Annotated in this window: 25 protein-coding genes; 13 read left to right on the top strand and 12 right to left on the bottom strand. The window is 63.8% G+C overall.

Annotation, left to right across the window (positions count from 1 at the left end):
* Positions 1-6: 6 nt before the first annotated feature.
* From MOV80_RS04170 to queA, 4 genes are all read right to left on the bottom strand, one after another.
* Positions 7-591, bottom strand: coding sequence for a sterol-binding protein (locus tag MOV80_RS04170; RefSeq protein WP_118266585.1), 585 nt, complete (start codon positions 589-591; stop codon positions 7-9).
* Between the two features lie 232 nt (positions 592-823).
* Positions 824-1558, bottom strand: a complete 735-nt coding sequence (gene ubiE, locus MOV80_RS04165; protein WP_043592865.1) for a bifunctional demethylmenaquinone methyltransferase/2-methoxy-6-polyprenyl-1,4-benzoquinol methylase UbiE — start codon at positions 1556-1558, stop codon at positions 824-826.
* Between the two features lie 2 nt (positions 1559-1560).
* Positions 1561-1932 (bottom strand): DUF971 domain-containing protein, encoded by a 372-nt coding sequence (locus tag MOV80_RS04160; protein WP_019101334.1) that lies wholly within the window; start codon positions 1930-1932, stop codon positions 1561-1563.
* A gap of 37 nt (positions 1933-1969) precedes the next feature.
* Positions 1970-2992, bottom strand: coding sequence for a tRNA preQ1(34) S-adenosylmethionine ribosyltransferase-isomerase QueA (queA, locus tag MOV80_RS04155; RefSeq protein WP_019101333.1), 1023 nt, complete (start codon positions 2990-2992; stop codon positions 1970-1972).
* A 279-nt stretch (positions 2993-3271) separates the two neighbouring features.
* Here queA and aroQ point away from each other — a divergent pair, with 279 nt between their 5' ends.
* The 5 genes from aroQ (at position 3272) to MOV80_RS04130 (ending at position 7695) form a co-directional block, all read left to right on the top strand.
* Complete coding sequence (gene aroQ / locus MOV80_RS04150; protein ID WP_043592887.1) at positions 3272-3721, top strand: type II 3-dehydroquinate dehydratase; 450 nt, start codon at positions 3272-3274, stop codon at positions 3719-3721.
* 36 nt (positions 3722-3757) lie between these two features.
* Positions 3758-4213 carry an acetyl-CoA carboxylase biotin carboxyl carrier protein gene (accB, locus tag MOV80_RS04145; protein ID WP_043592859.1) on the top strand — a complete coding sequence of 152 codons (456 nt, stop codon included), beginning with the start codon at positions 3758-3760 and terminating at the stop codon, positions 4211-4213.
* A gap of 121 nt (positions 4214-4334) precedes the next feature.
* Positions 4335-5693, top strand: a complete 1359-nt coding sequence (gene accC / locus MOV80_RS04140; RefSeq protein WP_249604856.1) for an acetyl-CoA carboxylase biotin carboxylase subunit — start codon at positions 4335-4337, stop codon at positions 5691-5693.
* Positions 5693-6589, top strand: a complete 897-nt coding sequence (gene prmA / locus MOV80_RS04135; RefSeq protein WP_043592855.1) for a 50S ribosomal protein L11 methyltransferase — start codon at positions 5693-5695, stop codon at positions 6587-6589. The genes accC and prmA overlap by 1 nt, the downstream gene beginning before the upstream one ends.
* Entirely contained in the window at positions 6586-7695 is a 1110-nt protein-coding gene (locus MOV80_RS04130) for a DUF3426 domain-containing protein (RefSeq protein WP_043592853.1), read from the top strand. The genes prmA and MOV80_RS04130 overlap by 4 nt, the downstream gene beginning before the upstream one ends.
* 222 nt (positions 7696-7917) lie before the next feature.
* Here the strand turns inward: MOV80_RS04130 and queF are convergent, their stop codons facing one another.
* Genes queF through murJ form a run of 3 tightly spaced genes read right to left on the bottom strand, consistent with a single transcriptional unit; the run spans position 7918 to position 11113 of the window.
* Complete coding sequence (queF, locus tag MOV80_RS04125; RefSeq protein ID WP_249604855.1) at positions 7918-8757, bottom strand: NADPH-dependent 7-cyano-7-deazaguanine reductase QueF; 840 nt, start codon at positions 8755-8757, stop codon at positions 7918-7920.
* 50 nt (positions 8758-8807) lie between these two features.
* Positions 8808-9575 carry a CPBP family intramembrane glutamic endopeptidase gene (locus tag MOV80_RS04120; RefSeq protein ID WP_019103349.1) on the bottom strand — a complete coding sequence of 256 codons (768 nt, stop codon included), beginning with the start codon at positions 9573-9575 and terminating at the stop codon, positions 8808-8810.
* Between the two features lie 2 nt (positions 9576-9577).
* Positions 9578-11113, bottom strand: coding sequence for a murein biosynthesis integral membrane protein MurJ (gene murJ / locus MOV80_RS04115; protein ID WP_019103350.1), 1536 nt, complete (start codon positions 11111-11113; stop codon positions 9578-9580).
* 126 nt (positions 11114-11239) lie between these two features.
* On the opposite strand from murJ, the gene rpsT reads away from it, so the two are divergent.
* A complete protein-coding gene (gene rpsT, locus MOV80_RS04110; protein ID WP_039756090.1) occupies positions 11240-11503 on the top strand; it encodes a 30S ribosomal protein S20 in 264 nt (87 codons plus the stop codon).
* 92 nt (positions 11504-11595) lie between these two features.
* Positions 11596-12639, top strand: coding sequence for a phospholipase A (locus tag MOV80_RS04105; protein WP_249604854.1), 1044 nt, complete (start codon positions 11596-11598; stop codon positions 12637-12639).
* Between the two features lie 96 nt (positions 12640-12735).
* On the opposite strand, the gene MOV80_RS04100 is transcribed toward MOV80_RS04105, so the two are convergent.
* The 3 genes from MOV80_RS04100 to fabI are packed head-to-tail and all read right to left on the bottom strand — an operon-like array spanning position 12736 to position 15610.
* Positions 12736-13890, bottom strand: coding sequence for an acetate/propionate family kinase (locus MOV80_RS04100; protein WP_203389545.1), 1155 nt, complete (start codon positions 13888-13890; stop codon positions 12736-12738).
* Entirely contained in the window at positions 13887-14822 is a 936-nt protein-coding gene (locus MOV80_RS04095) for a phosphate acetyltransferase (RefSeq protein ID WP_043632128.1), read from the bottom strand. Before MOV80_RS04095 ends, MOV80_RS04100 begins: the two co-directional genes overlap by 4 nt.
* 11 nt (positions 14823-14833) lie before the next feature.
* Positions 14834-15610 (bottom strand): enoyl-ACP reductase FabI, encoded by a 777-nt coding sequence (fabI, locus tag MOV80_RS04090; protein WP_043632752.1) that lies wholly within the window; start codon positions 15608-15610, stop codon positions 14834-14836.
* Between the two features lie 265 nt (positions 15611-15875).
* Here fabI and MOV80_RS04085 point away from each other — a divergent pair, with 265 nt between their 5' ends.
* The 6 genes from MOV80_RS04085 to MOV80_RS23550 all read left to right on the top strand — a co-directional run bounded on the left by MOV80_RS04085 (position 15876) and on the right by MOV80_RS23550 (position 22180).
* Entirely contained in the window at positions 15876-16151 is a 276-nt protein-coding gene (locus tag MOV80_RS04085; protein ID WP_114153413.1) for a zinc ribbon domain-containing protein, read from the top strand.
* A 6-nt stretch (positions 16152-16157) separates the two neighbouring features.
* Positions 16158-16826 carry a DUF502 domain-containing protein gene (locus MOV80_RS04080; protein ID WP_043632133.1) on the top strand — a complete coding sequence of 223 codons (669 nt, stop codon included), beginning with the start codon at positions 16158-16160 and terminating at the stop codon, positions 16824-16826.
* Between the two features lie 84 nt (positions 16827-16910).
* Positions 16911-18704, top strand: coding sequence for an aspartate--tRNA ligase (aspS, locus tag MOV80_RS04075; protein ID WP_249604853.1), 1794 nt, complete (start codon positions 16911-16913; stop codon positions 18702-18704).
* Between the two features lie 290 nt (positions 18705-18994).
* Positions 18995-19609, top strand: coding sequence for a peroxiredoxin C (locus MOV80_RS04070; RefSeq protein ID WP_019103359.1), 615 nt, complete (start codon positions 18995-18997; stop codon positions 19607-19609).
* A 139-nt stretch (positions 19610-19748) separates the two neighbouring features.
* A complete protein-coding gene (locus MOV80_RS04065) occupies positions 19749-20951 on the top strand; it encodes a GGDEF domain-containing protein (RefSeq protein WP_107732815.1) in 1203 nt (400 codons plus the stop codon).
* A complete protein-coding gene (locus MOV80_RS23550) occupies positions 20948-22180 on the top strand; it encodes a GGDEF domain-containing protein (protein WP_146176146.1) in 1233 nt (410 codons plus the stop codon). The genes MOV80_RS04065 and MOV80_RS23550 overlap by 4 nt, the downstream gene beginning before the upstream one ends.
* Before the next feature lie 88 nt (positions 22181-22268).
* Here the strand turns inward: MOV80_RS23550 and MOV80_RS04055 are convergent, their stop codons facing one another.
* Entirely contained in the window at positions 22269-23564 is a 1296-nt protein-coding gene (locus tag MOV80_RS04055; RefSeq protein ID WP_107732813.1) for an MFS transporter, read from the bottom strand.
* A gap of 117 nt (positions 23565-23681) precedes the next feature.
* Positions 23682-24281 (bottom strand): arylesterase, encoded by a 600-nt coding sequence (locus tag MOV80_RS04050; RefSeq protein ID WP_048414371.1) that lies wholly within the window; start codon positions 24279-24281, stop codon positions 23682-23684.

The raw sequence follows: 24281 nt of genomic DNA, 5'->3' as shown, positions 1-24281 counted from the left end.
GTGCCGTCAGGCCTTTGTCTGTTCTTGTTGCAGCGCGGCCTGCAGCCGCGCCAGGCGTTTTTCCAGGCGGCCGGCGTCGTCGCGCAAGGTGTCCACCGCGGCGACGAAGCCTTGCACTTGCCGGCGGCCGGCCAGGACCGGCGCTTCCTCGCGCAGATGCTCCACCCAGTTGGCGGCCAAACGCCAGGCCACCTGGCCCTTGAAGCCGAGCAGGGCGCGCGCCAGCGTTTCCGCGCGTTGGGCGGCGGCGTCGCCCACCAGCCGGGACAGGTCCTCGGCGGCGCTCCACTGCAGGCGGCCCAGCAAGCGGCCGACGGCGGCGGCCAGTTCGGCGTCGCCTTCCAGCTGGATGTCGTTCAGCGCCGGGTCCCGTCCGGCCACCGCCGCCAGCGCGACGGCGTGCTTGAGCCGCACCGTGGCTTCCGGCTCGCCCTCGCAGGCGGCCAGCCAGCCGTCGTCGGTGATCACGCCGGCCACATGAAAGGGCGGCAGCGCCACGGCGACGCGTCGGCCGGCGTGCGCGGCCAGTTCCGCTCGCACCGCCGGGTGCTGGTTCAACAAGTGGTTGAATGCCGCAATCTGGATGCCCATGCGTTGTCTCCGCCGTGATTGGAAGGTGAAGGGGTCTAGTCTCAAGGCCGCATTGCCGGAGCGCCGCCGATGATAAACCGGTTCTTTATAAGAGTCTGTTTACGATCTCGCGAGCAAGAGCGAGACAAGGCGAAAAACTAGCGAAAAAGCGGAATGTACAAGGGGTACATGAGCATTTTGAGCTTGTTTTTAATGCCGTATCGCAGAAGCGCAGCAGACTATGAACAGCTTCTTAGAACTTGTAGCCCTTGTGCAGGGCTACCACGCCGCCGCTCATATTGTGGTAGTCCACCTTGCCGAAGCCGGCGTCCAGCATCATCTGCTTCAGCGTCTCCTGATCCGGATGCATGCGGATGGATTCCGCCAGGTACTGATAGCTGTCGGGATCGTTCGCCACCAGCTTGCCCATGACCGGCAGCGCCTTGAAGGAGTAGAAGTCGTAGAACGGCGACAGCGGTTTCCACACTTTGGAGAACTCCAGCACCATCAGTTTGCCGCCCGGCTTCAGCACCCGGCACATTTCCTTCAGCGCCGCATCCTTATGCGTCATATTGCGCAGGCCGAAAGCCACCGACACCGCGTCGAAGTAATTCTCGGGGAAGGGCAGTTTCTCCGCGTCGGCCAGCGACACCGGCAGTATCAGACCTTCGTCCAGCAGCCGGTCGCGGCCCACGGTCAGCATGGAGCTGTTGATGTCGGTCAGCCACACTTCGCCGCTCTTGCCCACGCGCTTGGCCCAGCCTCGGGACAGGTCGCCGGTGCCGCCGGCGATGTCCAGCACCTTGTCGCCGGCCTTGACGCCGGAAGTGGTCAGGGTGAAGTGTTTCCACACCCGGTGCAGCCCGCCAGACATCAGGTCGTTCATCACATCGTATTTCTTGGCCACCGAGTGGAACACATCGGCCACCTTGGCGGCTTTTTCGCTTTCGGCTACGGTCTTGAAGCCGAAGTGGGTCGTCTTGTCCATGGTCACTCCCTGCTCGCGCCTGCGGCGGCGAGGCGATTGAGATAATCCTGCCAGTACTGGTCGCGCTTGGCGCCCAGCTCGTATAGATAGCTCCAGCTGTACAGCCCGCTGTCGTGGCCGTCGTCGAAGGTGATCTTCAGCGCGTAATGGCCCACCGGCTCCAGCGCGGTGACGGCGACATGGCGCTTGCCGGTTTGCAACACTTCCTGGCCGGCGCCGTGGCCGCGCACTTCCGCCGATGGCGAGTAGACGCGCAGGTATTCGCAAGGCAGTTCGAAGCGAGCGCCGTCGTCGAAGCTGATTTCCAGCACGCGCGATACCGCGTGTAGCTGGATGTCCTGCGGCGCGGGCGCGTCGGGGGAGAGTCCGGACATGGTCTGATCCTCTAAAGGCGGCCGATTAAGCCGCGCATCAGTCTTTTCGTTCCAGCAGCATGGCGTCGCCATAGCTGAAGAAACGGTATTCCTGCTCCACCGCGTGCTGGTAGGCGGCGCGGATCTCCTCGTAGCCGGCGAAGGCCGAGACCAACATCAGCAGCGTGGACTTGGGCAGGTGGAAATTGGTCAGCAGGCGGTCCACCACCCGGAAGCGATAGCCCGGAGTGATGAAGATGTCGGTTTCGCCATGGCCTGCGGTCAGTTCGCCGCCGCGGGCCGCGGATTCCAACGCGCGCATGCTGGTGGTGCCCACCGACAGCACTTTGCGGCCTGCGGCGTGGGCTTCCGCTATCAGCGCGCGAGTGGTTTCCGGCACTTCGTAGATCTCGCTGTGCATCTTATGTTCGGCGATATTGTCCACCCGCACCGGCTGGAAGGTGCCGGCGCCGACGTGCAGGGTGACGTAGGCCAGCCGCACGCCTTTGGCGCGCAGCCGCTCCAGCATGTCCTCGGTGAAATGCAGGCCGGCGGTGGGCGCCGCCACCGCGCCGCGTTCGCGGGCGTAGACGGTTTGGTAGCGCTCGTCATCCTCGTGGCCGGCGCCGCGTTCTATATAAGGCGGCAGCGGCAGCTTGCCGGAGGCTTCCAGGATGTCGAACAGATTGTCCTCGGCCAGGAAGCGCAGCTTGAACAGTTCGCCGTGGCGCTCTACCATCTCCGCCTCCCAGCGATCGGCGAAGATCAGCCGGGTGCCGGGCTTGGGCGATTTGGAGGCGCGGACGTGGGCCAGCGCGGTGTGCGCGTCCAGCACGCGTTCAATCAGCGCCTCGATCTTGCCGCCGCTGGCTTTTTCGCCGAACAGCCGCGCCTTGATCACGCGGGTGTCGTTGAACACCATCACGTCGCCGGGGCTGACCTGATCAATGAAATCGGTGAAGCGCAGATTGGCGCGGTCATGGCCGGCCACGCGCAGCAAGCGGCTGGCGCCGCGCTCCGCCGGAGGGTGCTGGGCGATCAAGCGCTCGGGCAGGTGGTAGTCGAAGTCGGAAAGCTGCATAAGACGTAAAAGATTCAGAATCGGCAAATTATACCCGTGCCGCCGCCCTCCGGCATCAGCTTAGTGAGCGAAGTGGCGGGATTTGCGCTGAATCAACATCGATTTTCGGCAAGGCGGTAAAAACTTGCCACGTGGAAAAACGCCCGTGGATACTAGTGCTTTGACTCGAAGAATGACCGTGTCTGGTGTCCAAACAACTGTTTTAAATGATGCAAAAGCTAGACATCTTGCAGCGAATTGCGGCAAACTCGCGCCCAAGATGATAAACAGGAGCAGGCTTTGACCGGAAAAATCCTCGTGTTGCATGGCCCCAACCTCAATCTGCTGGGACAGCGGGAGCCGCAGCACTACGGCCGGGAAACGCTTGACGATATCAACCAGCGGCTGGAACAGCAGGCTAGCGCCGCAGGGTTTGAATTGTCGGCATTGCAGAGCAATGCGGAACATGTGTTGATTGATCGCGTGCAGCAGTGCCTGCATGACGGTACTGCCTTCATTCTGGTCAATCCGGCCGCTTTCACCCATACCAGCGTCGCCTTGCGCGATGCGCTGGCGGCGGTGCGAGTGCCGTTTATCGAAGTCCACCTTTCCAACGTTCATGCCCGCGAACCGTTCCGCCAACATTCGTATTTCTCCGACCTCGCGGTCGGCGTGATCTGCGGACTCGGCGCCCACGGCTATGAACTGGCGCTTGCGCACGCCATCCGGCACCTTGCCGCGCAAGCCTGACTCACTCTACCGAATATCCCACTCGAAGGATTATCAATGGATCTCCGTAAACTCAAGAAGCTGATCGATCTCGTCGAGGAATCCGGCATCGCCGAACTCGAAGTGACCGAGGGGGAAGAAAAAGTCCGCATCACCCGCGTATCCGCCGCGCCGCAGATGGCTTACGCTCAGCCGATGACCGCACTGCAAGTGCCCAACGCGCAAAGCGCAGCCGTTGCCGCTCCGGTTGCCGAGGCCGCCGCGCCGGCCAGCAACGACAAGAACGCAATGAAATCGCCTATGGTGGGTACGTTCTATCGTTCGCCCAGTCCGGGCGCCAAGAGCTTCATCGAGGTGGGGCAGAACGTCAACGCCGGCGATACCCTGTGCATCATCGAAGCGATGAAGCTGATGAACGAGATCGAAGCCGACCGTTCCGGCGTGGTCAAGGCCATTCTGGTTGAAGACGGCCAGCCGGTGGAATTCGGCGAGCCGTTGTTCATCATCGAGTAAGCCAGACGACAGGCTGACGGCAAGGGGGCACGGCGCAGCGTCTGTGCCCTTGTCGTTTGCCACGACAGCATTGGCGGCCCCGCCGGCGACGACGCCGGCGGGGCCGCCAGCGGAGAATTCCATGTTTGAAAAAATTCTGATTGCCAACCGGGGCGAGATTGCCCTGCGTATCCAGCGCGCCTGCCGCGAAATGGGCATCAAGACCGTGGTGGTGCATTCCGAGGCCGACCGCGAAGCCAAGTACGTGAAGCTGGCCGACGAGTCGGTTTGCATCGGCCCGGCGCCTAGCGGCAAGAGTTACCTGAACGTGCCGGCCCTGATCGCCGCCGCCGAAGTGACCGACTCCCAGGCCATCCATCCGGGTTACGGTTTTCTGTCGGAAAACGCCGACTTCGCCGAGCGCGTCGAGCAGTCCGGCTTCGTGTTCATCGGCCCGCGTCCGGACACCATCCGCCAGATGGGCGACAAGGTGTCCGCCAAGAACGCGATGATAGAGGCCGGCGTGCCCTGCGTGCCGGGCTCCGACGGCGCCTTGCCGGAAGATCCGGCCGAAATCGTCAAGATCGCCAAGAAGATCGGTTTCCCGGTGATCATCAAGGCCGCCGGCGGCGGCGGCGGTCGCGGCATGCGCGTGGTGCATACCGAAGGCGCGCTGATCAATTCGGTGCAGATGACCCGCACTGAAGCCGGCGCGGCTTTTGGCAACCCCACCGTCTACATGGAAAAATTCCTGGAAGAGCCGCGCCACATCGAAATCCAGATTCTGGCGGACGAATACGGCAACGCCATCTATCTGGGCGAGCGCGACTGCTCGATGCAGCGCCGCCACCAGAAGATCATTGAGGAAGCGCCGGCGCCGGGCATCACCGACAAGCAGCGCCAGAAGATAGGCGAAGCCTGCGCCGAAGCTTGCCGACGCATCGGCTACCGCGGCGCCGGCACTTTCGAATTCCTGTTCGAGAAAGGCGAGTTCTACTTCATCGAGATGAATACCCGCGTGCAGGTTGAGCACCCGGTGACCGAGATGATTACCGGCATCGACATCGTGCAAGAGCAGATCCGCATCGCCGCCGGCGAGAAACTGCGCTACAAACAAAAAGACGTGGTGTTGCGCGGCCATGCGATGGAGTGCCGGATCAACGCCGAGGACCCGTTCACCTTCGTGCCGTCCCCGGGCAAGATCGAAAGCTACCATCCGGCCGGCGGCCCGGGCATTCGCATCGATTCGCATATTTACCAGGGCTACACCGTGCCTTCGCATTACGATTCCATGGTGGGCAAGCTGATCGCCTTCGGCGATACCCGCGAGCAGGCGATGGCGCGGATGCGGGTGGCGCTGTCGGAAATCTCCATTTCCGGCATCAAGACCAACATTCCGCTGCATCAGGAACTGTTCATGGACGCGGCCTTCCAACGCGGCGGCACGTGCATTCACTATCTGGAGCAGCGTTTGTCGCAGCAGAAAAAAGGGGGCGCGTGATGGCCTGGCTGCAAGCCACCATTGACGCCGAGTCAACCGTTGCCGAGCGTCTGGCCGACGCGTTGATGGACGCCGGCGCGCTGTCCACCGCGATCGAGGACGCTTTTGCCGGCACCGAGCGCGAAGAACCCATTTTCGGCGAGCCCGGCGAGCCGGTGGACAAGCTGTGGAGCCGCAGCCGCATCATCACCCTGTTTGATGAAGCGGCCGACGTGGCCCTGCTGATCGCCGCCGCCGCCAACGCCTGCGGCCTGAGCCTGCCCAGCTACAACGTGGAGCGGGTGGAAGAGCAGGATTGGGTGCGTCTGACCCAGTCGCAGTTTGATCCGATCCGGATTTCGGACCGGCTGTGGATCACGCCGACCTGGCACGAACCGCCGGCGCCGAACGCCGTCAACCTGCAACTGGACCCGGGCCTGGCTTTCGGCACCGGCAGCCATCCCACCACGCGCTTGTGTCTGCAGTGGCTGGACGCGCATCTGCAAGGCGGAGAAAGCGTGCTGGACTACGGTTGCGGCTCGGGCATCCTCGCCATCGCCGCGCTGAAGTTGGGCGCGGTTTCGGCCTTGGGCGTGGATATCGACCCGCAGGCGGTGCGGGCCAGCCAGGACAACGCCGAGCAGAACCAGGTCAAGGCGGATTTCCGCCTGCCGGACCAGAACCCGGAAGCGGTCTACGACGTGGTACTGGCCAATATTCTGGCCAATCCGCTGCGCATGTTGGGCCAGTTGCTGGCGAGCCACGTCAAAACCGGTGGTAGAATCGTGCTTTCAGGCATTCTCGCCGAACAAGCCGAAGAATTGTCGGCCATCTACGAACAATGGTTCCAGATGGACGCTCCGGTGTTCGACGAAGGATGGACCAGACTGACAGGAACCCGACGTCCCACGGTATGACATATACGACACAGTGCCCCAATTGCCAGACACGCTTCAAGGTCAATGATGCCCAATTAGCGGCCGCCAATGGCTTGGTGCGCTGCGGGCGCTGTTCGCATGTGTTCAACGCCACCGAGCACTTCGTCGCGGCGGAAGCGCCGCCGGCGGAGCCTCCGCGCGCCGTGGCGCCGCAGCCGGCCGTTCCGCAGCCGGCTGCCCAGCCTCGCGAGGCGCTGGACGATTTCGAGCTGGAAGTGCCGGATTTCGATCCGGGCGCCAGCGTGGCGGAAGCGCCGCCGGACGAATTGCTGATGCCGCCGCCGATGGCGGAGGAGGCCCCGGCCGCCCGCGCCGACGTCGAGGAGTTCCAGCGCGCTTTGGCGGAGGCGATGCAGAATCGCCATGTCAGCGCGCCGCTGGGCAACCCGTTTGACGCCGAGCCGCCTGCCGCCGCGGAGCCCGCGCCGGAGGTGTTCGGCAACCGTCGTCGCCCCGCGCCGGAACCGGAAGCGGAAGCCGCGCCGGCAGCGATTGCTGAGCCCAAGTTTGAAGAGCCCCCCGCCAGACCGATGCAGGAAGCGCGCGTCGAGCCGCTGTCTAGCCACCGTGAGGACGTGCCGGACGAGTCGCCGCGGCGACGCCATCCGGCGCTAACCTTCCTGGCTGTCCTCGCCTCGGTGATAGGCGTGCTGGTGTTGGCCGGCCAATTGGTGTATTTCAACCGCACCCGGATCGCGGCGGAAGTGCCGGAGCTGCGTCCGACGCTGGAAAGCCTGTGCGGCGCCGTAGGCTGCGCGGTGCCTTGGCCCACCGACATCGCCCGCGTGCGCACCGAGTGGTCGGAATTGGCCTTCGTCCCGGATTTCCCCAATCTGATCCAGTTGTCCGCCACGCTGAAGAACCACGCCACTTACTCCCAGGCCTATCCGATGCTGGAAGTGACGCTGAAGGATTCGGACGATCAGGTGCTGATTCGCAAGGTGTTCGCGCCCAAGGAGTATTTGAAGGCCGACGATTTCAAGCTCGGCCACTTCAACTCCAACAGCGAGGTCAAGGTGACTATGCGGCTGGACGCGGGCAAGGTGCATGCGATGGGGTATAGCCTTTATTGGTTCTATCCTTAAGAGCCTGTTTACGATCTGCTACGCGTCGGCGATACGGCGTTAAAAACGCTTTCAGAATGCTCATGTACCACCTGTACATTCCGCTTCTTCAACCGTTTTTGCCTTGTCTCGCCCTAGCTCGCGAGATCGTAAACAGGCTCTAAGATCCATTGATCATCGTTTCCAGAACGACAAACAGGCCGGCATTTGCCGGCCTGTTTGCTTTTCCCGCTCAGAACAAGCTTATTGCCGCGCGGTGCGGGTGTTGCCCACCGGCATCTCGCCGCAATTGCTGCGGAAGGGGTTGATGTCCAGCCCGCCGCGGCGGGTGTAGCGCGCGTAGACGGTTAGCCGGCTGGGCGCGCAGGCGCGCAGCAGATCGGTGAAGATGCGCTCCACGCATTGCTCGTGGAATTCATTGTGCTGGCGGAAGCCTATCAGGTAGCGCAGCAGCGCCTCGCGGTCCAGCCGTGGGCCGGTGTAGCGGATCTGCACACTGCCCCAGTCCGGTTGGCCGGTGACCAGGCAGTTGGATTTCAGCAGATGGCTGCACAGGGTTTCGCTGACGACATCGTCGGCGTCGGCGCGCAGGATCTGCGGGCAGGGCGCGTAGTTATCCACCTCGATGTCCAGATCGTCGATGCAGTCGCCGGCCAGTTCGGCGATGGTTTCGCCGCCAAACTCTTGCGGCAGCATGATGTCGACGCCTATCGCCTTGCCGGCGGCGGCGGATAGGTCGTCGGCCAGCTGGCGGCGCAGCGCGTCCAGGCCGGCCATCCGGGTCTGGTTGTAGCTGTTCAGATAGAGCTTGAACGATTTAGATTCGATCAGCTTCGGGCTGTCGGCCGGAATGCGGAAGGTGGCGATCCCCACTTGCGGCTTGCCGCGTGCATTGAGCCAGGACAGCTCGAAACCGGTCCAGATGTCCACGCCGGCAAACGGCAGCGCGGCGGCGTCCACGCCGATTTCATCGCGCTTGACTTGGCGTGGGATCGGAAACAGCAGGCCGGGGGCGTAATGGTCCTGGTAGCTGACGGTTTTGCCCAGAGGCGATTGCTCCGGAGACATGGATTGAGTGTTCATGGCTTGAATTATATCGATTTTCAAAGAGGCCGCAGGTCGTGAGCCGCTTTTTAAAGCAGGCCCTTGCGCCACAGCGCCATCACATCCATGGTCAGCGCCACGCTGCAGTGCAAGGCGATGCCCAGCCAGATGGAGCGGTAGCGATAGCTGAGCGCGCCCAGCGCGACGCCGGCGACAATGGCGGCCAGGCTTTCCAGCAGCGGTTTTTCAAAATGGATCATGCAGTAGGGCAGTACCATCACGAAGACGGCGCTGACGCCCAGCCTGGGCTTGAGCCCATGCACCATATAGCCGCGAAAGAAGAATTCCAGCGCGGCGAATTGGGCGAAGTACAACAGCTCCCACAGCAGCCAGTGCGGCCACAGGCTTTCGCCGGCGCTAAGTCGGAAAAAAGGGTAGATCTTCAAAAAGCCCGGCTGTCCCGACGCCCACCATACCAGGGGCAGCATCACCGCGTAGAACAGCGGAAACAGCTTCAGGTCGGTTTTCAAGGCGGCGCGGTCCGGCCAGGCCAGGCCGAAGTCGGCCAGCGGGCGGCGGTCCAGCAGGCGGATGGCCAGCAGCGGCAGCAGGCAGTAGCTGGCGATGCTGGCCAGCGCCCAATAGGCGGCGCGGTAGAGATCGGTGTCCGGGTTGTGCACCACCTGCTGGCGGAAGGACAGGCCCAGCGCCGGCCACGATTGTTGCAGCCAGTCCAGCATCCAGTAGCGGTTGGCGGGGTAGTAGAGCAGGGTCAGGCATAGACAGCTCACCAGCAGCACGCCCGCGGCCTGGCGGTCGGCGGGCGTCAGGAAGGGCGTGCGCGGCAGGCTGCTCATGTTTAGCGTTCGCGGCGCATGAAGTCGCGCGGGCGGAAGCCGAGCGCGAACAGCGCGGCGAAATAGACGACCGCGCCGGCCGTCACCAGCAGGCTGAGCCAGGCCACGCGCAGCCAGGCTGGGCCGTGCCAGTGGATGGGCAGCAGCCATTGCAGCGCCAGCAAGGCGGCGGCCATGGCGGCGATGGCCACGGCCATTTTGCCGAGGAAGCCGCCCCAGCCGGCGGAGGGCTGGTAGATGCCGCGTCTGAGCAGCGCGCGCAGCAGCAGGCCGGCGTTGAGGCAGGAGGCGAGGCCGATGGACAGCGCCAGGCCGGCGTGCTTGAGCGGGAACACGAAGGCCAGGTTCATCACTTGGGTCAGGCACAGGGTGATCAGGGCGATGCGGACCGGGGTTTTGATGTCCTGGCGCGCGTAGAAGCCGGGCGCCAGCACTTTGACCAGAATCAGGCCGAGCAGGCCGAAGGAGTAGGCGATCACTGCCTGCTGCGACATCAGCGCGTCGTGGGCGGTGAATTTGCCGTAGGTGAACAGCGTGGCCAGCAGCGGGCCGGACAGCAGGCCCAGGCCCACCGTGGCCGGCACCGCCAGCAGCAAGGACAGGCGGATGCCCCAGTCCAAGAGCACGCTGAACTCGCCGTCGGAGCGGGTGGCCGCGTGTTTGGATAGAGAGGGCAGCAGGATGGTGCCCAGCGCCACGCCCAGCACGCCGGAGGGGAACTCCATCAGCCGGTCCGCGTAATACATCCAGGACACGCTGCCGGTGGGCAGAAAGGAGGCGAAGGTCGAGTTGATCAGCAGCGAGATCTGCGCCACCGACACGCCGAAAATGGCCGGCCCCATCTGTTTGATCACGCGCCAGACCGCCGGGTCGCGGAAGGCGAACACCGGGCGCGCCAGCATGCCTATCTGTTTCAGGAAGGGCAACTGCCACACCAGTTGCACCAGGCCGCCGACAAACACCGCCCAGGCCAGCGCCATGATGGGCGGATCAAAGTGGCTGCTGAAGAACAGCGCGAACACGATGAAGCTGAGGTTGAGAAAGGTGGGCGTGAAGGCCGGAATCGAGAACTTGCCCCAGCTGTTGAGCACGCTGCCAGTCATGGACGACAGCGAAATGAAGAAAATATAAGGGAAGGACACGCGCAGGATATCGGCGAACAGAGCCGCTTTGGCCGGTTCGCGGTAAAAGCCGGGCGCGGATATCCACATGATCAGAGGCGCGGCCAGCATGCCGACGGCGGTGACCAGCAGCAGCACCGAACCCAGCACGCCGGTGATTTTGGCGACGAATTCGCGGGTTTCCTCTTCGCTGCGCTGGTTCTTGTATTCGCCCAGAATGGGCACGAAAGCTTGCGAAAACGCGCCTTCGGCGAACAGGCGGCGCAGCATGTTGGGAATCTTGAAGGCGGCGTTGAAGGCGTCGGCGGCCATGCCGGCCCCGAAAACGCGAGCGATGATGGTGTCGCGGACCAGGCCCAGGATGCGGGACACCATGGTCATGCTGCTGACAGCAGCCAGAGCCTTGAGCAGATTCATGTTGCGGGTGGTTTATCTAGCGTTGAGCAGGCCCGCTAGTGTACGCCGCCAGGTTTATTGTTGCAAAACCTGAGTTTAGGGCTTAGAATCGCGGGTTTCAGATTCCGCTCATCAGGAGAAAGATTCATGGCTAACAGCGCACAAGCTCGCAAGCGTGCACGCACAGCCCTTAAGCAGCGCGCGCACAACGCCAGCCTGCGTACTGCATTCCGTACTGCAGTTAAGAAAGTGCTCAAGGCAGTTGAAGCCGGCGATAAAGCCGCTGCCAAGGTAGTGTTCCACACTTCCGAAAAAGTGATTGACCGCATTGCTGACAAGGGCGTGTTCCACAAGAACAAGGCCGCTCGTCACAAGAGCCGTCTGTCGGCTCAGATCAAGGCCATGGCCTGATCACAGCCCAGCGCTGAAGAATACGCAAAGGCTCCGCATCGCGGGGCCTTTTGTGTGTCTGGCGCATTGATTTCCCTGGGGGAGGCATGGCTATGTCTGGATGGACGGCTTGTGCGCTGGCTTTGTGCGCGGCGCAGACCCTGGCGGCGGAGCTGCCGCAGCAACTGGCCGAGTGCGGCCGCCTGGCGGACGCCAAGCTGCGTTTGGCCTGCTATGACGGACTAGCCGCCGGCCAGCCCGCGGCGGCCTTGCCTTCCCCCGCCGTTCCGTCCCAGGAGCGGCAGGTTTCGGCCGGCGGCGTTCCGCCGGACGCTGTACCGGCTCCCAGCCGGTTGACAGAAGCATGGGACTTGGACGGCCGCTCCCGCGGCGACACTTTCGGTTTCCGCTTGTACCGCCCCAATTACTATCTGCCGGTCTGGCAGATGGCCAAGCCCAACAACGAGCCGCAATCGCCAACCCGTGCGCCCAGTCAGACGCCGGGCGGGGATCTGGACAAGACCGAGGCCAAGTTCCAGCTGTCGTTCAAGACCAAGGTGTGGGAAGACATTTTCGATATCCCGCTGAACCTGTGGTTCGCCTACACCCAGCAATCGCATTGGCAAATCTACAACCAGGCGCATTCCGCGCCGTTCCGCGAGACCGACTACGAGCCGGAGCTGATTCTGACTTTCCCGTTGCCGTCCAATTGGGCCTGGGGTGACACCCGGCTGCGCATGGGCGGCCTGGGTTTGTTGCACCAGTCCAATGGCCGCGCCAATCCCTTGTCGCGCAGCTGGAACCGGGTGTATGCGATGGCGGCGTTGGACAACGGCCCGTTTACCCTGCAGGGGCGTTGGTGGGCGCGGCTGCCGGAGTCCGGCGACAAGGACGACAACCCGGATATCGTGAAATACATGGGGCACGGCGATCTGCAGGCGATCTACCAATATCGCGGCCAGACTTTCAGCGCCTTGTGGCGGCCTAATTTCGACAGCGGCAAGCACGGCCTGCAATTGGACTGGAGTTTCCCGGTGAAGGGCAAGTTGAGGGGGTATGTGCAGGCTTTCGACGGTTACGGCGAAAGCCTGATCGACTACAACGTGCGCACTCGCGCGCTGGGCATTGGCCTGACGATGAGCGATTGGCTGGAGTGAGCCTCGCGAGCTGTCCGGGGCTGGAGTCCGCTGCGCGGCTGCTGGAAAGAATGTGAGCAGGCTGGCAGCGGGCCCGCCCATGGGCGGGCCCTGCGCTTATTGCAGCAGCGCGGCCGCTTGGCGCGCCATCTCGCCCTCCTCGTCGGTGGGCAGCACATAGGCGGCGCGCGCGCTGGTGGCGGTGGTCAGCCGCCTGGCCTGGGCCAGGTTGGCCGCCTGGTCGGCTTCAAAGCCCAGCCAGGCCAGCTGTTGCAGCACTCGGCCGCGCACCTCCGGCGAGTGCTCGCCCACGCCGGCGGTGAATACCAGCGCATCCAGGCCCTTCATCGCCGCTGCCAGGCTGGCCACCTCGCGCGCCACCCGATAGCAGAACAGCTCGATGGCTTCGCGCGCCGCCGGCAAATCGCTGGCCAGCAGTTCGCGCATATCGGACGAGAGACCGGAGACCCCTAGCAGGCCGGAGTTCTTGTACAGCTCGCGCCGCACATCGGCCACGCTCATGCCGGCCTGTTCCTGCCAGTAGAGAATGACTTCAGGGTCGATATAGCCGGGACGGCTGCCCATCATCAGCCCGTCCACCGCGGAGAAGCCCATGCTGGAGGCCATGCTGCGGCCGGCGTCCAGCGCGCAGGCGCTGGCGCCGCTGCCCAGGTGGCAGACCACCACCTTGGCGCGGTCCAGGCCCAGTTCCGGTAGCCGCCGCGCGATGGCGGCGTAGGACAGGCCGTGGAAGCCGTAGCGGCGAACGCCGTCGTCGTGCCAGTGGCGGGCGATGCCGAAGCGGGTGGCCACTTCCGGCTGCTGAGCGTGGAAGGCGGTGTCGAAGCAGGCGAACTGCGGCAAACGGGCGTCGTACTCCTCGAAGGCGGCGATCACGGACAGGCTGACCGGCTGATGCAGCGGCGCCAGCGCCACATAGTCCTCCAACTGAGCGCGAATGTCGGCGTCCAGCCGCAGCGCGGCGGTGAAGCGGCCGCCGCCGTGCACCACCCGGTGCACCACGGCCAGCGGCTCCAGCTGCTGATCGGCCAGGCTGTTGATCACCGCGGCGATGGCGCTGCCGCGGCTGCCGTCGTCCAGCGCGTGGCGGCTCAGCGTCTGGCCCTTGCCGTCCAGCAATTGCAGTTCCGGCTTGGTCTGGCCAAAGCGGTCCACCATGCCGCGCGCCAGCAATTGGCGTCCATCCGGGGTGAAGGCGCGGAATTTAAGCGTGGAGGAACCGGCGTTAACGGCGAGCAGTACCCGGCTCATGAGCGGGGCCCGCTTTGCCGGCGTTTGTGCGCCAGCAGGTTGGCCACCGCGGCGGAGGCGAGGCGGCCGGTGGCGTCGTCGGCGCGGCTGGTCAGCACGATGGGCGCGCGCGCGCCCATCACGATGCCGGCGGAAGCAGCGGCGGCGAGATAGGTCAGCTGCTTGCCCAGCATATTGCCGGCTTCCAGGTCCGGCACCAGCAGGATGTCCGGGTCGCCGGCCACTGGCGAGACGATGCCTTTGCTGTCGGCGGCTTCGCGCGAGATGGCGTTGTCGAAGGCCAGCGGGCCGTCGAGGATGGCGCCGGTGATCTGGCCGCGATCCGCCATCTTGCACAGCGCGGCGGCGTCCAGTGTGGAGCGCATCGCCGGATTGATGGTTTCCACCGCCGCCAGGATGGCCACCTTGGGCTGGGAAATGCCCAGCGCCTGGGTCAGGTCGATGGCGTTCTGACAGATGTCGCGCTTGGTCAGCAGGTCGGGCTCGATATTGATCGCGGCGTCGGTGATGAACAGATAGCGCGGATAGGTTTCCACCTTCATGATCCAAACGTGGCTGATGCGGCGGTCGGTACGGATGCCGGTGCCGCGCGCCAGCGCTTCGCCCATGAATTCGTCGGTGTGCAGGCTGCCCTTCATCAGAATGTCGGCGTAGCCTTCGCGCACCAGGGTCACCGCCTGTTCGGCGGCGGCATGGCTGTGCGGCACGTCGACCAGCTCAAAGCGCTTCAGGTCCACTTCCAGTTCGTCGGCCAACTTGGCCAGCCTGGCGGCGGGGGCGACCAGAATGGGAGTGGCGATGCCGTGGTCGGCTGCCTCCACCGCGCCCAGCAGCGCTTCGCGGCTGCAGGGGTGGGCCACGGCCATCGGCAGCGGGCCCAGGCCGACGGCCTGTTGGAGGATGTCGGAAAAAGCATGTTCGTCGCGAGTCATGGCGTGCTCCCTCAGGCCTTGATGTGATGGCCGCCATCAACATAGATGGTCTGACCGGTCAGGCCGCGGGCGGCTTCGGAGATGAGGAAGGCGCAGGTGGTGCCCACATCCTCGATTTCCACCAGGCGGTTTTGCGGCGCTCGCGCGATGGCGTCCTCGATCAATTGATCGAAATGGGCGATGCCGGAGGCGGCGCGAGTGCGCAGCGGGCCGGGAGACACCGCGTGCACGCGGATGTTCTTGGCGCCCAGTTCGCTGGCCAGGTAGCGCGATACACTTTCCAGCGCCGCCTTGACCGGGCCCATGATGTTGTAGTTCTCCACCACCTTGTCCGCGCCGTAATAGCTCATGGTGATCAGGCTGCCGCCCTGAATCATCAAGGGTTCGGCCAAGCGGGCCATTTCGATGAAGGAATAGCAGGACACGCGCATCGCCTGCTGGAAACCGGCGAGCGAGCAGTCGGTGACGCGGCCGTGAAGGTCGTCCATGGGGCAGAAGGCGATGGAGTGAATGACAAAATCCAGTTTGCCCCATTGCTGGCGGATCGCCTCGAACACCGCTTCCATCTGCCCGGGCTGCTCCACGTCCAGCGGCAGCACCAGCGGCGAGCCCAGTTGGTCGGCCAGCGGACGCACATATTTTTCCGCTTTCTGGTTCAGGTAGGTAACGGCGAACTCCGCGCCAAGGTCGCGTAATACGCTGGCGCAGCCGTAGGCGATGCTGTTCTCATTGGCGATGCCGACGATCAGGCCTTTCTTGCCGGCAAGAATGTTGCGAATGCTTTCCATCTGACCCTCTTGGTAAACCATGTGACCTCCGGGATTTGTAGGGTTGCAGGGCAGTATTGCGGGCTAATGAAGCAAAGGGATTTTTGTATTGACGATTCAGTCGGATATAATCGACGATTTGGCGGGAACGAAGGCTTGATCTCGAGGCGCTTCGTCCGCATCTGTCCGACTAGGCATGCCGAGCGGAAGTTCTCGCTCGGATAGTGCAGTGCAGCATGAGTTCGGTTTATTATGCCATCATGATTACTGGTGGGGAAGCAAAGCTATGCCAATCTACGAATACCGTTGCGGCGCCTGCGGCGTCGCCAAAGAGCACCTGCAAAAACTCAGCGACGAGCCGATCGCTCAATGCCCTGCCTGCGGCAGCGCCGAGTATCGCAAGCAGCTGTCCGCGGCCGGCTTCCAGTTGAAAGGTTCCGGCTGGTACGCCACGGACTTCAAGGGCGGCGCATCCGGCGGCTCATCCTCCGCATCCTCCGACAGCGCGTCTTCGGACAGCGGCGGTGGGCATAGTTGCGGCACTGGCTGTGGGTGCGCGTAAACCCCAATGACGCCGCAAATCAAAATGACGCTAAAGGGCTATCTGGTCACCGGCTTGCTGGTGTGGTTGCCCCTGGCCGTGACGCTGTGGGTGTTGAACCTGATCGTCACTTCGCTGGACCAGACGCTGAACCTGCTGCCGCAGGAATGGCAGCCGGAGGCCTTGCTCGGCTTCCATCTGCCGGGCCTGGGCGTGGTGCTGTCTGTGATGATTCTTTTGGGCACCGGCATGTTGGCCGCCAATGTGCTGGGCCAGCGCGTGCTGGATATGTGGGACGCGCTGCTGTCCCGCATTCCGGTGGTGAAGAGCATTTACAACAGCGTCAAGCAAGTCAGCGACACCTTGCTGTCCGATTCCGGCCAGGCCTTCAAAAAAGCGCTGCTGGTCCAGTTTCCTCATTCCGGCATGTGGACGGTGGCGTTTCAAACCGGCCCGCTGCCTGATGTCGTGTCCGAATCCTTGTCCGACGACGAGTTCATCGGGGTCTATGTGCCCACCATCCCCAACCCGACCTCGGGTTATTTCGTGATGGTGGCCAAGAAGGACACCCGCAACTTGAACATGAGCGTGGACGAAGCGTTGAAATACGCGATCTCCATGGGCATGGTGGCGCCGAATCCGCCGCCGGCCGCCCAGCGTCCGCGCCTGAACGACGAACATAATCGGCAGGGCTAGACCGACACCCTGTCTAGCCCTTAACGCCTTTCTTTCCCCCGGGCGGGGAAGCCTCAACGAATTTGAATAAAAGGGTTTACCCAAATGCGTACCGACTATTGCGGACTTATTGACAAGAAATACCTCGGCCAGACCGTCACCGTGAAGGGCTGGGCTCACCGCCGCCGCGACCATGGCGGCGTGATCTTCATCGACCTGCGCGACCGCGAAGGCCTGGTGCAGGTGGTGATTGATCCGGACACCCCGGAAGCGTTCCAGCTGGCCGACAGCAGCCGCGGCGAATACGTGCTGTCCATCACCGGCATTGTGCGTGAGCGCCCGGCCGGCACCGCCAACAGCAAGATGATTTCCGGCGAGATCGAAATCCTGGCCAAGGAAATCGAAATCCTCAACGCCGCCGCCACGCCGCCGTTCCAGATCGACGACGAAAACCTGTCCGAGAACGTGCGCCTGACCAACCGCGTGATTGATCTGCGCCGCCCGGCGATGCAGAAAAACCTGCGCTTGCGCTACAAGGTGGCGATGGGCGTGCGCAACCATCTGGACAAGCAGGGCTTCATCGATATCGAAACCCCGATGCTGACCCGCTCCACGCCGGAAGGCGCGCGCGATTACCTGGTGCCGTCCCGCGTGCATCCGGGCGAATTCTTCGCGTTGCCGCAATCGCCGCAGCTGTTCAAGCAATTGCTGATGGTGGCCGGCTTTGACCGCTACTACCAGATCACCAAGTGCTTCCGAGACGAAGACCTGCGCGCCGACCGTCAGCCGGAATTCACCCAGATCGATATCGAGACCTCGTTCCTGAACGAGGACCAGATCATGGACATCACCGAGGGCATGACCAAGGAGATCTTCCGCGACGTGCTGGGCGTGGAGCTGCCGCAGTTCCCGCGCATGACTTACGCCGACGCGATGTTCTACTACGGCTCCGACAAGCCGGACATGCGCGTGGACCTGAAATTCACCGAACTGACCGATGTGATGAAGTCGGAAGAGTTCAAGGTGTTCCGCGGCGCCGCCGACATGGCCAATGGTCGCGTGGTGGCCCTGCGCGTGCCGGGCGGTTCCGGCCTCAGCCGTAAGGAAATCGACGACTACACCCAGTTCGTCGGCATCTACGGCGCCAAGGGCCTGGCTTACATCAAGGTCAACGACGCCAGCAAGCCGACGGAAGAAGGCCTGCAGTCGCCCATCGTCAAGTTCCTGTCCGAGGGCGGCCTGAAAGCCATCATCGAGCGCACCGGCGCGCAAAACGGCGACATCATCTTCTTCGGCGCGGACAAGGCCAAGGTGGTGAACGAGGCCATCGGCGCGCTGCGCATCAAGATCGGCCACGAACACGGCCTGGCCAACGGCTACTTCGTCAAGGAATGGCGTCCGCTGTGGGTGGTGGACTTCCCGATGTTCGAGCACGACGAGGACGACGATCGCTGGACCGCTTGCCACCATCCGTTCACCAGCCCGAAGCCGGGCCACGAGGACCTGATGGCCACCGATCCGGGCGCCTGCCTGGCGCGCGCCTACGACATGGTGCTGAACGGCTGGGAAATCGGCGGCGGCTCCATCCGTATCCATCGCGCCGACATCCAGGAAAAAGTGTTCGGCGCGCTGAAAATCAGCCCGGAAGAGCAGCAGAACAAGTTCGGCTTCCTGTTGGACAACCTGAAGTTCGGCGCGCCGCCGCATGGCGGCCTGGCTTTCGGTCTGGACCGCCTGGTGACGCTGATGTGCGGCGCGGAGTCCATCCGCGACGTGATCGCCTTCCCGAAAACCCAGCGCGCTCAGTGCCTGCTGACCAACGCGCCCAACGCGGTGGACGACAAGCAACTGCGCGAACTGAACCTGCGTCTGCGCCAGAAGGCCGAGCCGTCCGCTTGATGCTGGTTTGATCCGACGATAACGGCCGTTGCGCAAGCAGCGGCCGTTTTTCATTCTGAGGCTCTTGACGGCCTTGGCTTGAACCTTGCGCTTTTGGCCCAATCTAACAGCAGCCTCATACTTGACGCGAGCGCCTGCCGGGCCGGCATTGCAAAACTTTATCGCAACGATATGGATTTACAATTTGCCGATATCGGCGGGCCTGATTTATAAAGCCTCGCATTCCGCCGCGTTTCCCGACGCCCGATCAGGGAAGCGCAGTCATACCAAGACCTTTAAGGAGATCCGCAATGGCCGTACTCGTTGGCAAACAAGCCCCCTTCTTCGATGGCGCGAAAACCTTCTCCGCCGTGCTGGGCGATGGTCAGATCGTTGACAACTACTCCTTCAAGCAAGCTACCGCCGGCAAGTACGCGGTAGTATTCTTCTACCCGCTGGACTTCACCTTCGTGTGCCCGTCCGAACTGATCGCTTTCGACCACCGTCTGGCCGACTTCAAAGCCAAGAACGTGGAAGTAATCGGCGTGTCCATCGACAGCCAGTTCACCCACGCCGCATGGCGCAACACCCCGGTGGAAAAAGGCGGCATTGGCCAGGTTGGTTACACCCTGGTGGCCGATATTCAGCACGAACTGTGCAAGGCCTTCGACGTTGAAGCCGATGGCGGCGTCGCTTTCCGCGGTTCTTTCCTGATCGACCGCTCCGGCGTGGTGCAGCACCAAGTGGTGAACAACCTGCCGCTGGGCCGCAACGTCGACGAAATGCTGCGCATGGTTGACGCGCTGCAATTCACCGAAGAGCACGGCGAAGTGTGCCCGGCGGGTTGGAACAAGGGTAAGAAAGGCATGAAGCCGAGCGCCGAGGGCGTGGCTTCCTACCTGGCTGAAAACGCCAAGGACCTGTAATTCGTCGTAAACGGATTGCGTCCGACCCTGCCCCGCGCGCCTTGGCCCGCGGGGCTTTTTCTTGCGCGGCCTTGGCCGACTTGGCGCATTGCTCGCTATAACTAACAATAAGTTACCAAGATAACGACAGGCCCGAGCCATGTCTTTGCCGATCAGCCAGCTGGACAGCTACACCATGCTGCATGTGATGCGCTCCACCCACCTGTCTGTGCCGCACGCCTTGTTGGGCGCGGCTTTGCTGACCGGTCTGGAATGGGGAAGGGCGCCGCTCGCGGCCGCCTTGCTGTGGCTGTTGCTTTTTAGCCTGCTGCTGCTGAGCCTGTGGGGCACCACTTGGCGCGCCAGCCGTTGCCCCGAACACGACGATTGGCAGATCGCCGCCTTGTACCGGCGTTTTTCAGCGCAGATCGTCGCCGCGGGCTCGGGCTGGGGCGTCGCGGCCTGGATTCTGATGCCCGGCGACGACCTGACATACAGCCTGATCGTGGTGCTGTGGGGCATTGCGGTCAGCGCGGTGCAAGGCGCGATGCTGTCGGCGCGCCGCGAGCTGTTTTACGGCTTCGTCGGTCCGCTCTGGGGCTTGCTGCTGCTGCGTTTGTTTCTCTCTCCGGAACCGGTGTTGCGCTGGGTGGGCGCTTCCGGCCTCGTCTATTGTCTGTCGCTGACGCTGTTCACTTCTTTGTTGCATCGCTTTGCGCTGGAATCCATGGGACAGCGCGCAGAAAACGCCAGCCTGATGCGAGAGTTGACGTTGGAGCAGGCGCAGTTGGATAGTTACAACGCGATGCTGGAGCAGAAAAACATAGAACTGGACGGGGCGGTGGAACGCATCAGCGAGCTGGCCTCGCGCGATCCCTTGACCGGCGTGTTGAACATGCGTTCCTTGATGCGGGAAATGGAGCGCTTGCTGGAGCATTCGGAAACCCAGGGCGCGCCTTTCGCCATCGCCATCATCGATCTGGACCATTTCAAGCGCATCAACGACAGTTGCGGCCATGCGCGCGGCGACGAGGTGTTGCAACAGCTGTGCGCGCTGGCGCAGCAGGCGCTGGCGGACGGCGAGCTGTTCGGCCGTTACGGCGGGGAGGAGTTCCTGCTGCTGGCGCCTGCCTGCAGCGGCTCCGAGTTGAACCGGCGCATGGAAGCGCTGCGCGGCAAGGTGGGCGGCTGGGACTGGAGGCGTCTGACCGGCGACTTGCCCGTGACCTTGTCCTGCGGCGTGGCCGCCTGGCGGCGGGGCGTGGACCCGCTGAGTCTGCTGCAACAGGCGGACAAGGCGCTGTATCAAGCCAAGGCGCAGGGGCGCGACCGCGTCTGCCTGGCGAGAGAGGCCGAGGCGTGAGGCGGAGACTGGGCATTCTGATGCCGTTTCCCTGGCAAGCGCCTCATCCGCAGTTGGAGGCGGAATTGGTGCGTCAGTTCGTTTCCATGCTCCAGCTCTCGATTCTGCAATCTTTCATCGCCATCCCGCTGTTTGGTCTGCTGATGTTCGGGCATGCGCCCGGCTGGCGCATCTTGAGCTGGGTGGGGATGTTCCTGTTGATGCAATTGCTGTTCGCGCGCCTGGTTTATCGTTTTCGCCGTGACGCGCATAGCCAGGACCAAGTGTTCCGGCATTATCAGGCGCTGCGGCAGTTGATGCTGTTCAGCGCGCTGGTGTGGAGCATGATGATGTGGTTCATGTTTCCCCAGACGGAGGGGCCTTACCGCATCGTGGTGGTGCTGTGGCTGGCCGGCGGCTTCGCCGCGGTCTGCCTGCTGCTGGCCCCGTGCCGCGATCTGCACCTGACGTTTTTCGTCGGTTACTGGATATACCCGCTGTATCGTTTCCACTGCGAGGGCACTTTGCTGTACAGCGCTTTGCTGGTGGGCGCGGTGATCTTCATCCTGGTGCAGTGGGAATTCCTGTCCAGCTTCAATCCCCTGCTGCGCGACACCGTGAGGCTGCGCGAGCGCAATGCGGTGGTGCTGCGCTGCCTGCAAGCGCTGTACGCGGAAAGCGCGGCCAAGCGGGAACTGCTGGAACAGCGCAGGCAGATGTTGCAGCAGGCGGCTGAGCAGATGAATCTGCTGGCGGACTCCGACGTGTTGACCGGCTGCTTGAATCAGCGGGCCTTGCGTTGCCGGATGGCGGAACTGGATCAGTCCGACGAGGCGGTCTGGAGCCTGGCGATGTTGGATCTGGACGAGTTCAAGCAGGTGAACGACCGCTTTGGCCATTTGGTGGGCGACCAGGTGTTGCAGCAGGCGGCGCAGCTCATTGCCTCCTGTCTGGAGGGGTGGATGACGCTGGCGCGCTATGGCGGAGAGGAGTTCGTGGTGCTGGCCCCTGGCTTGGCGCCTGAGAGGCTGGCGGAGAAGATGGAGGCGGTCAGGCTGCGCCTGGCGCAGGCTCAGCTGGACGGTTTGCCGGACGGCTACGCGCAGACGGTGTCCATCGGCGTGGCGGGCCAGCCGCCGCTGAACGGCAGCCAGCAAGCCTTGCTGCAGGCGGACGCCGCCTTGTACCGGGCCAAGGCGTCCGGCCGCAACCGGGTGTGCGTGTGGGACGCGGAGCCGGAGCGGGACTAGGCCAGCCTGCCCAAAGGCTGCCGCGCTTGCCGAGAGGCGGCGCGGCGAGCGCGGTCCGAACGGTCCACGACGCGCGCATTCGGCTTCCTCAGCCGTTTTCGCCCTGGCTCGCCTTGGCCGGCGCGGCTTTGAACCGGCTTTGCGGCGCCGGCTCGGATTGGCGGGCGAGCATGAGGCGCAGCGCCGGCTGCTGGATCAGCGCCGACAGGCAGACGGCGGCGGCGCACATCCACCACAACGCGACGCCGCCCACCGCGCCGTAGAGCCAGGTGCCCAAGGCCGGAGCGAACAGGGTGCGGCCCTGCCACACCGCGTTGTACAGCCCCAGATAGCGGCCGCGCAGCCGGCCTTCCGAGCGGTGCATCACCAGCATGGTGTAACAGGGCGACACCAACAGCTCGCCCAGCGTCAGCGTCGTCATCATCAGCAGCGCCCACAGCGGACCCTGGCCCAGCGTCAGCCACAGGAAGGAGACGCCGGTCAGCAGCACGCCGGCCTGGGTGCTGGCCAGCAAGCCCCAGTCCAGGATGCGGCGGCTGATCGGAATCTGCAGCGCCACCACCATCAGCCCGTTCAGCGTGAACAGATAGCCCATCCATTGCGGGCCCAGTTGATAATGCTCGCGCAGGAACAGTCCCAGCGTCACATAGATCTGGTCGAATACCGCGGTCATCAGCGTCAGGGCCAGCAACATGCGCAGAAAGGGAAGGTCGCGCGAGGGACCGACCAGCGCTTCGGCGCCGGTTTCGGCGGTTTCGAGCGCAGCCGGAGGGACGGGCGCCGAGTCGTTGCGGCGGTAGGCCCAGGCCAGCCACAGCGCCGCGCTCAGCGTGGCGGCGGCGTTGGCAGCGTAAACCCAGTCGTAGCCGATGGCGGCCAATGAGCCGCTGAGCAGGCCGGCGCCGGCGACGCCCAGATTGAAGGCCACCCGCAGCATGCCCTGGGCCACCGCGCGCTGCCGAGGCAGACAGGGCTCCAGCGCCAGCCGCAGATTGACCGGACGGAAAGCGCCGTCGGCGAAGCCGGAGACCAGCAGCACCGGCACGAACAGCCAGAGCGGGATCGCCAGCGCCAGCAACAGCAGGCACAGGCCGGAGGCGGTCAGGAACAGCGTGGCCAGCTTGCGGCCGTCGAAGCGGTCGGACAGCGCGCCGCCGTTGAGGGAGCCCAGCAGCGCGCCGGCGCCGTAGGCCGCCATCATCAGGCCGATCTGCGCATAGCCCAGCTGGTAGTTCTCGCGCAGATAAAGCGGCAGGAAGAGCTTAGAGATGCCGCCGATATTGTTGATCAGGCTGCACAACACCTGGATGTAGACCGTGGCGGGCAGGCCGCGATAGGGGGACAGCAGGCGTTTCAGCCAGGGGGCGGGGGGCGGGCGGCTCATAAGAATCCAGGATATGATTATGCTTTTGACTTATCTTGCTGCGTTGCAGCGAAGAAAGTCAACTCCGTGAATATCCTGGGCGAGTCTGAAGCCGCCGCGCGGCGCGCGCGCGGGTTTTCAGCGCAGCGGCAGCTTGGCCTTGACCGTGCGCATCATCGCGGGCTGGGCGGCGGCCACCGGGTGCAGCCCGTCCGGCTGGAATTGGGACAGATCGGCCTCGAAGCCGGCCACCAGCAGCGGCACGAAGGGCAGGCGTTCGCGCTTGGCCAGGTCGGCGTAGGCTTTGCGGAACTCGGCGCCGTATTGCGGGCCATAGTTCGGAGGCAGGGCCATGCCCACCAGCACCACTTTGGCCTTGCTTTGTTTGGCCAAGGCGATCATCTTGGACAGGTTGCCGCGCATCTGCGCCAACGGCAGGCCGCGCAGGCCGTCGTTGGCGCCCAGTTCCAGCACCACGATGTCCGGGCGATGGCGCGCCAGCGCGTCCGGCAGCCTGGCCAGGCCGCCGGCGGTGGTTTCGCCGGAGACGCTGGCATTGACGATGCGGTGCTTCGCCCCCATCTCCTTGGCGAGCAGGCTGACCCAGCCCTGGCCGGGAGACAGGCCGTAGCCGGCGGACAGACTGTCGCCGAACACCAGTATCGTCGCGGCGGACGCCGGCAGCATCAGCAGGCACAGGCCGGCGGAAAGTAGAACTTTGCTTAGTATCGAGCGCAT

Source organism: Chromobacterium sp. IRSSSOUMB001 (assembly GCF_023507765.1).
Taxonomy (GTDB): domain Bacteria; phylum Pseudomonadota; class Gammaproteobacteria; order Burkholderiales; family Chromobacteriaceae; genus Chromobacterium; species Chromobacterium haemolyticum.
This window is presented reverse-complemented; position numbering and strand designations above follow the sequence as displayed.

What these genes read in the sequence shown, in the direction of transcription:
- queF (WP_249604855.1), bottom strand. Translation starts at nt 8,757, where the DNA reads ATGAACACTCAATCCATGTCTCCGGAGCAATCGCCTCTGGGCAAAACC.
- murJ (WP_019103350.1), bottom strand. Translation starts at nt 11,113, where the DNA reads ATGAATCTGCTCAAGGCTCTGGCTGCTGTCAGCAGCATGACCATGGTG.
- MOV80_RS04080 (WP_043632133.1), top strand. Translation starts at nt 16,158, where the DNA reads ATGACGCCGCAAATCAAAATGACGCTAAAGGGCTATCTGGTCACCGGC.
- accC (WP_249604856.1), top strand. Translation starts at nt 4,335, where the DNA reads ATGTTTGAAAAAATTCTGATTGCCAACCGGGGCGAGATTGCCCTGCGT.
- MOV80_RS04120 (WP_019103349.1), bottom strand. Translation starts at nt 9,575, where the DNA reads ATGAGCAGCCTGCCGCGCACGCCCTTCCTGACGCCCGCCGACCGCCAG.
- MOV80_RS04065 (WP_107732815.1), top strand. Translation starts at nt 19,749, where the DNA reads ATGTCTTTGCCGATCAGCCAGCTGGACAGCTACACCATGCTGCATGTG.
- prmA (WP_043592855.1), top strand. Translation starts at nt 5,693, where the DNA reads ATGGCCTGGCTGCAAGCCACCATTGACGCCGAGTCAACCGTTGCCGAG.
- MOV80_RS04130 (WP_043592853.1), top strand. Translation starts at nt 6,586, where the DNA reads ATGACATATACGACACAGTGCCCCAATTGCCAGACACGCTTCAAGGTC.
- MOV80_RS04050 (WP_048414371.1), bottom strand. Translation starts at nt 24,281, where the DNA reads ATGCGCTCGATACTAAGCAAAGTTCTACTTTCCGCCGGCCTGTGCCTG.
- accB (WP_043592859.1), top strand. Translation starts at nt 3,758, where the DNA reads ATGGATCTCCGTAAACTCAAGAAGCTGATCGATCTCGTCGAGGAATCC.
- MOV80_RS04095 (WP_043632128.1), bottom strand. Translation starts at nt 14,822, where the DNA reads ATGACTCGCGACGAACATGCTTTTTCCGACATCCTCCAACAGGCCGTC.
- queA (WP_019101333.1), bottom strand. Translation starts at nt 2,992, where the DNA reads ATGCAGCTTTCCGACTTCGACTACCACCTGCCCGAGCGCTTGATCGCC.
- MOV80_RS04070 (WP_019103359.1), top strand. Translation starts at nt 18,995, where the DNA reads ATGGCCGTACTCGTTGGCAAACAAGCCCCCTTCTTCGATGGCGCGAAA.
- MOV80_RS04055 (WP_107732813.1), bottom strand. Translation starts at nt 23,564, where the DNA reads ATGAGCCGCCCGCCCCCCGCCCCCTGGCTGAAACGCCTGCTGTCCCCC.
- rpsT (WP_039756090.1), top strand. Translation starts at nt 11,240, where the DNA reads ATGGCTAACAGCGCACAAGCTCGCAAGCGTGCACGCACAGCCCTTAAG.
- ubiE (WP_043592865.1), bottom strand. Translation starts at nt 1,558, where the DNA reads ATGGACAAGACGACCCACTTCGGCTTCAAGACCGTAGCCGAAAGCGAA.
- fabI (WP_043632752.1), bottom strand. Translation starts at nt 15,610, where the DNA reads ATGGAAAGCATTCGCAACATTCTTGCCGGCAAGAAAGGCCTGATCGTC.
- MOV80_RS04085 (WP_114153413.1), top strand. Translation starts at nt 15,876, where the DNA reads ATGCCAATCTACGAATACCGTTGCGGCGCCTGCGGCGTCGCCAAAGAG.
- MOV80_RS04100 (WP_203389545.1), bottom strand. Translation starts at nt 13,890, where the DNA reads ATGAGCCGGGTACTGCTCGCCGTTAACGCCGGTTCCTCCACGCTTAAA.
- MOV80_RS04160 (WP_019101334.1), bottom strand. Translation starts at nt 1,932, where the DNA reads ATGTCCGGACTCTCCCCCGACGCGCCCGCGCCGCAGGACATCCAGCTA.
- MOV80_RS04105 (WP_249604854.1), top strand. Translation starts at nt 11,596, where the DNA reads ATGTCTGGATGGACGGCTTGTGCGCTGGCTTTGTGCGCGGCGCAGACC.
- aspS (WP_249604853.1), top strand. Translation starts at nt 16,911, where the DNA reads ATGCGTACCGACTATTGCGGACTTATTGACAAGAAATACCTCGGCCAG.
- MOV80_RS04170 (WP_118266585.1), bottom strand. Translation starts at nt 591, where the DNA reads ATGGGCATCCAGATTGCGGCATTCAACCACTTGTTGAACCAGCACCCG.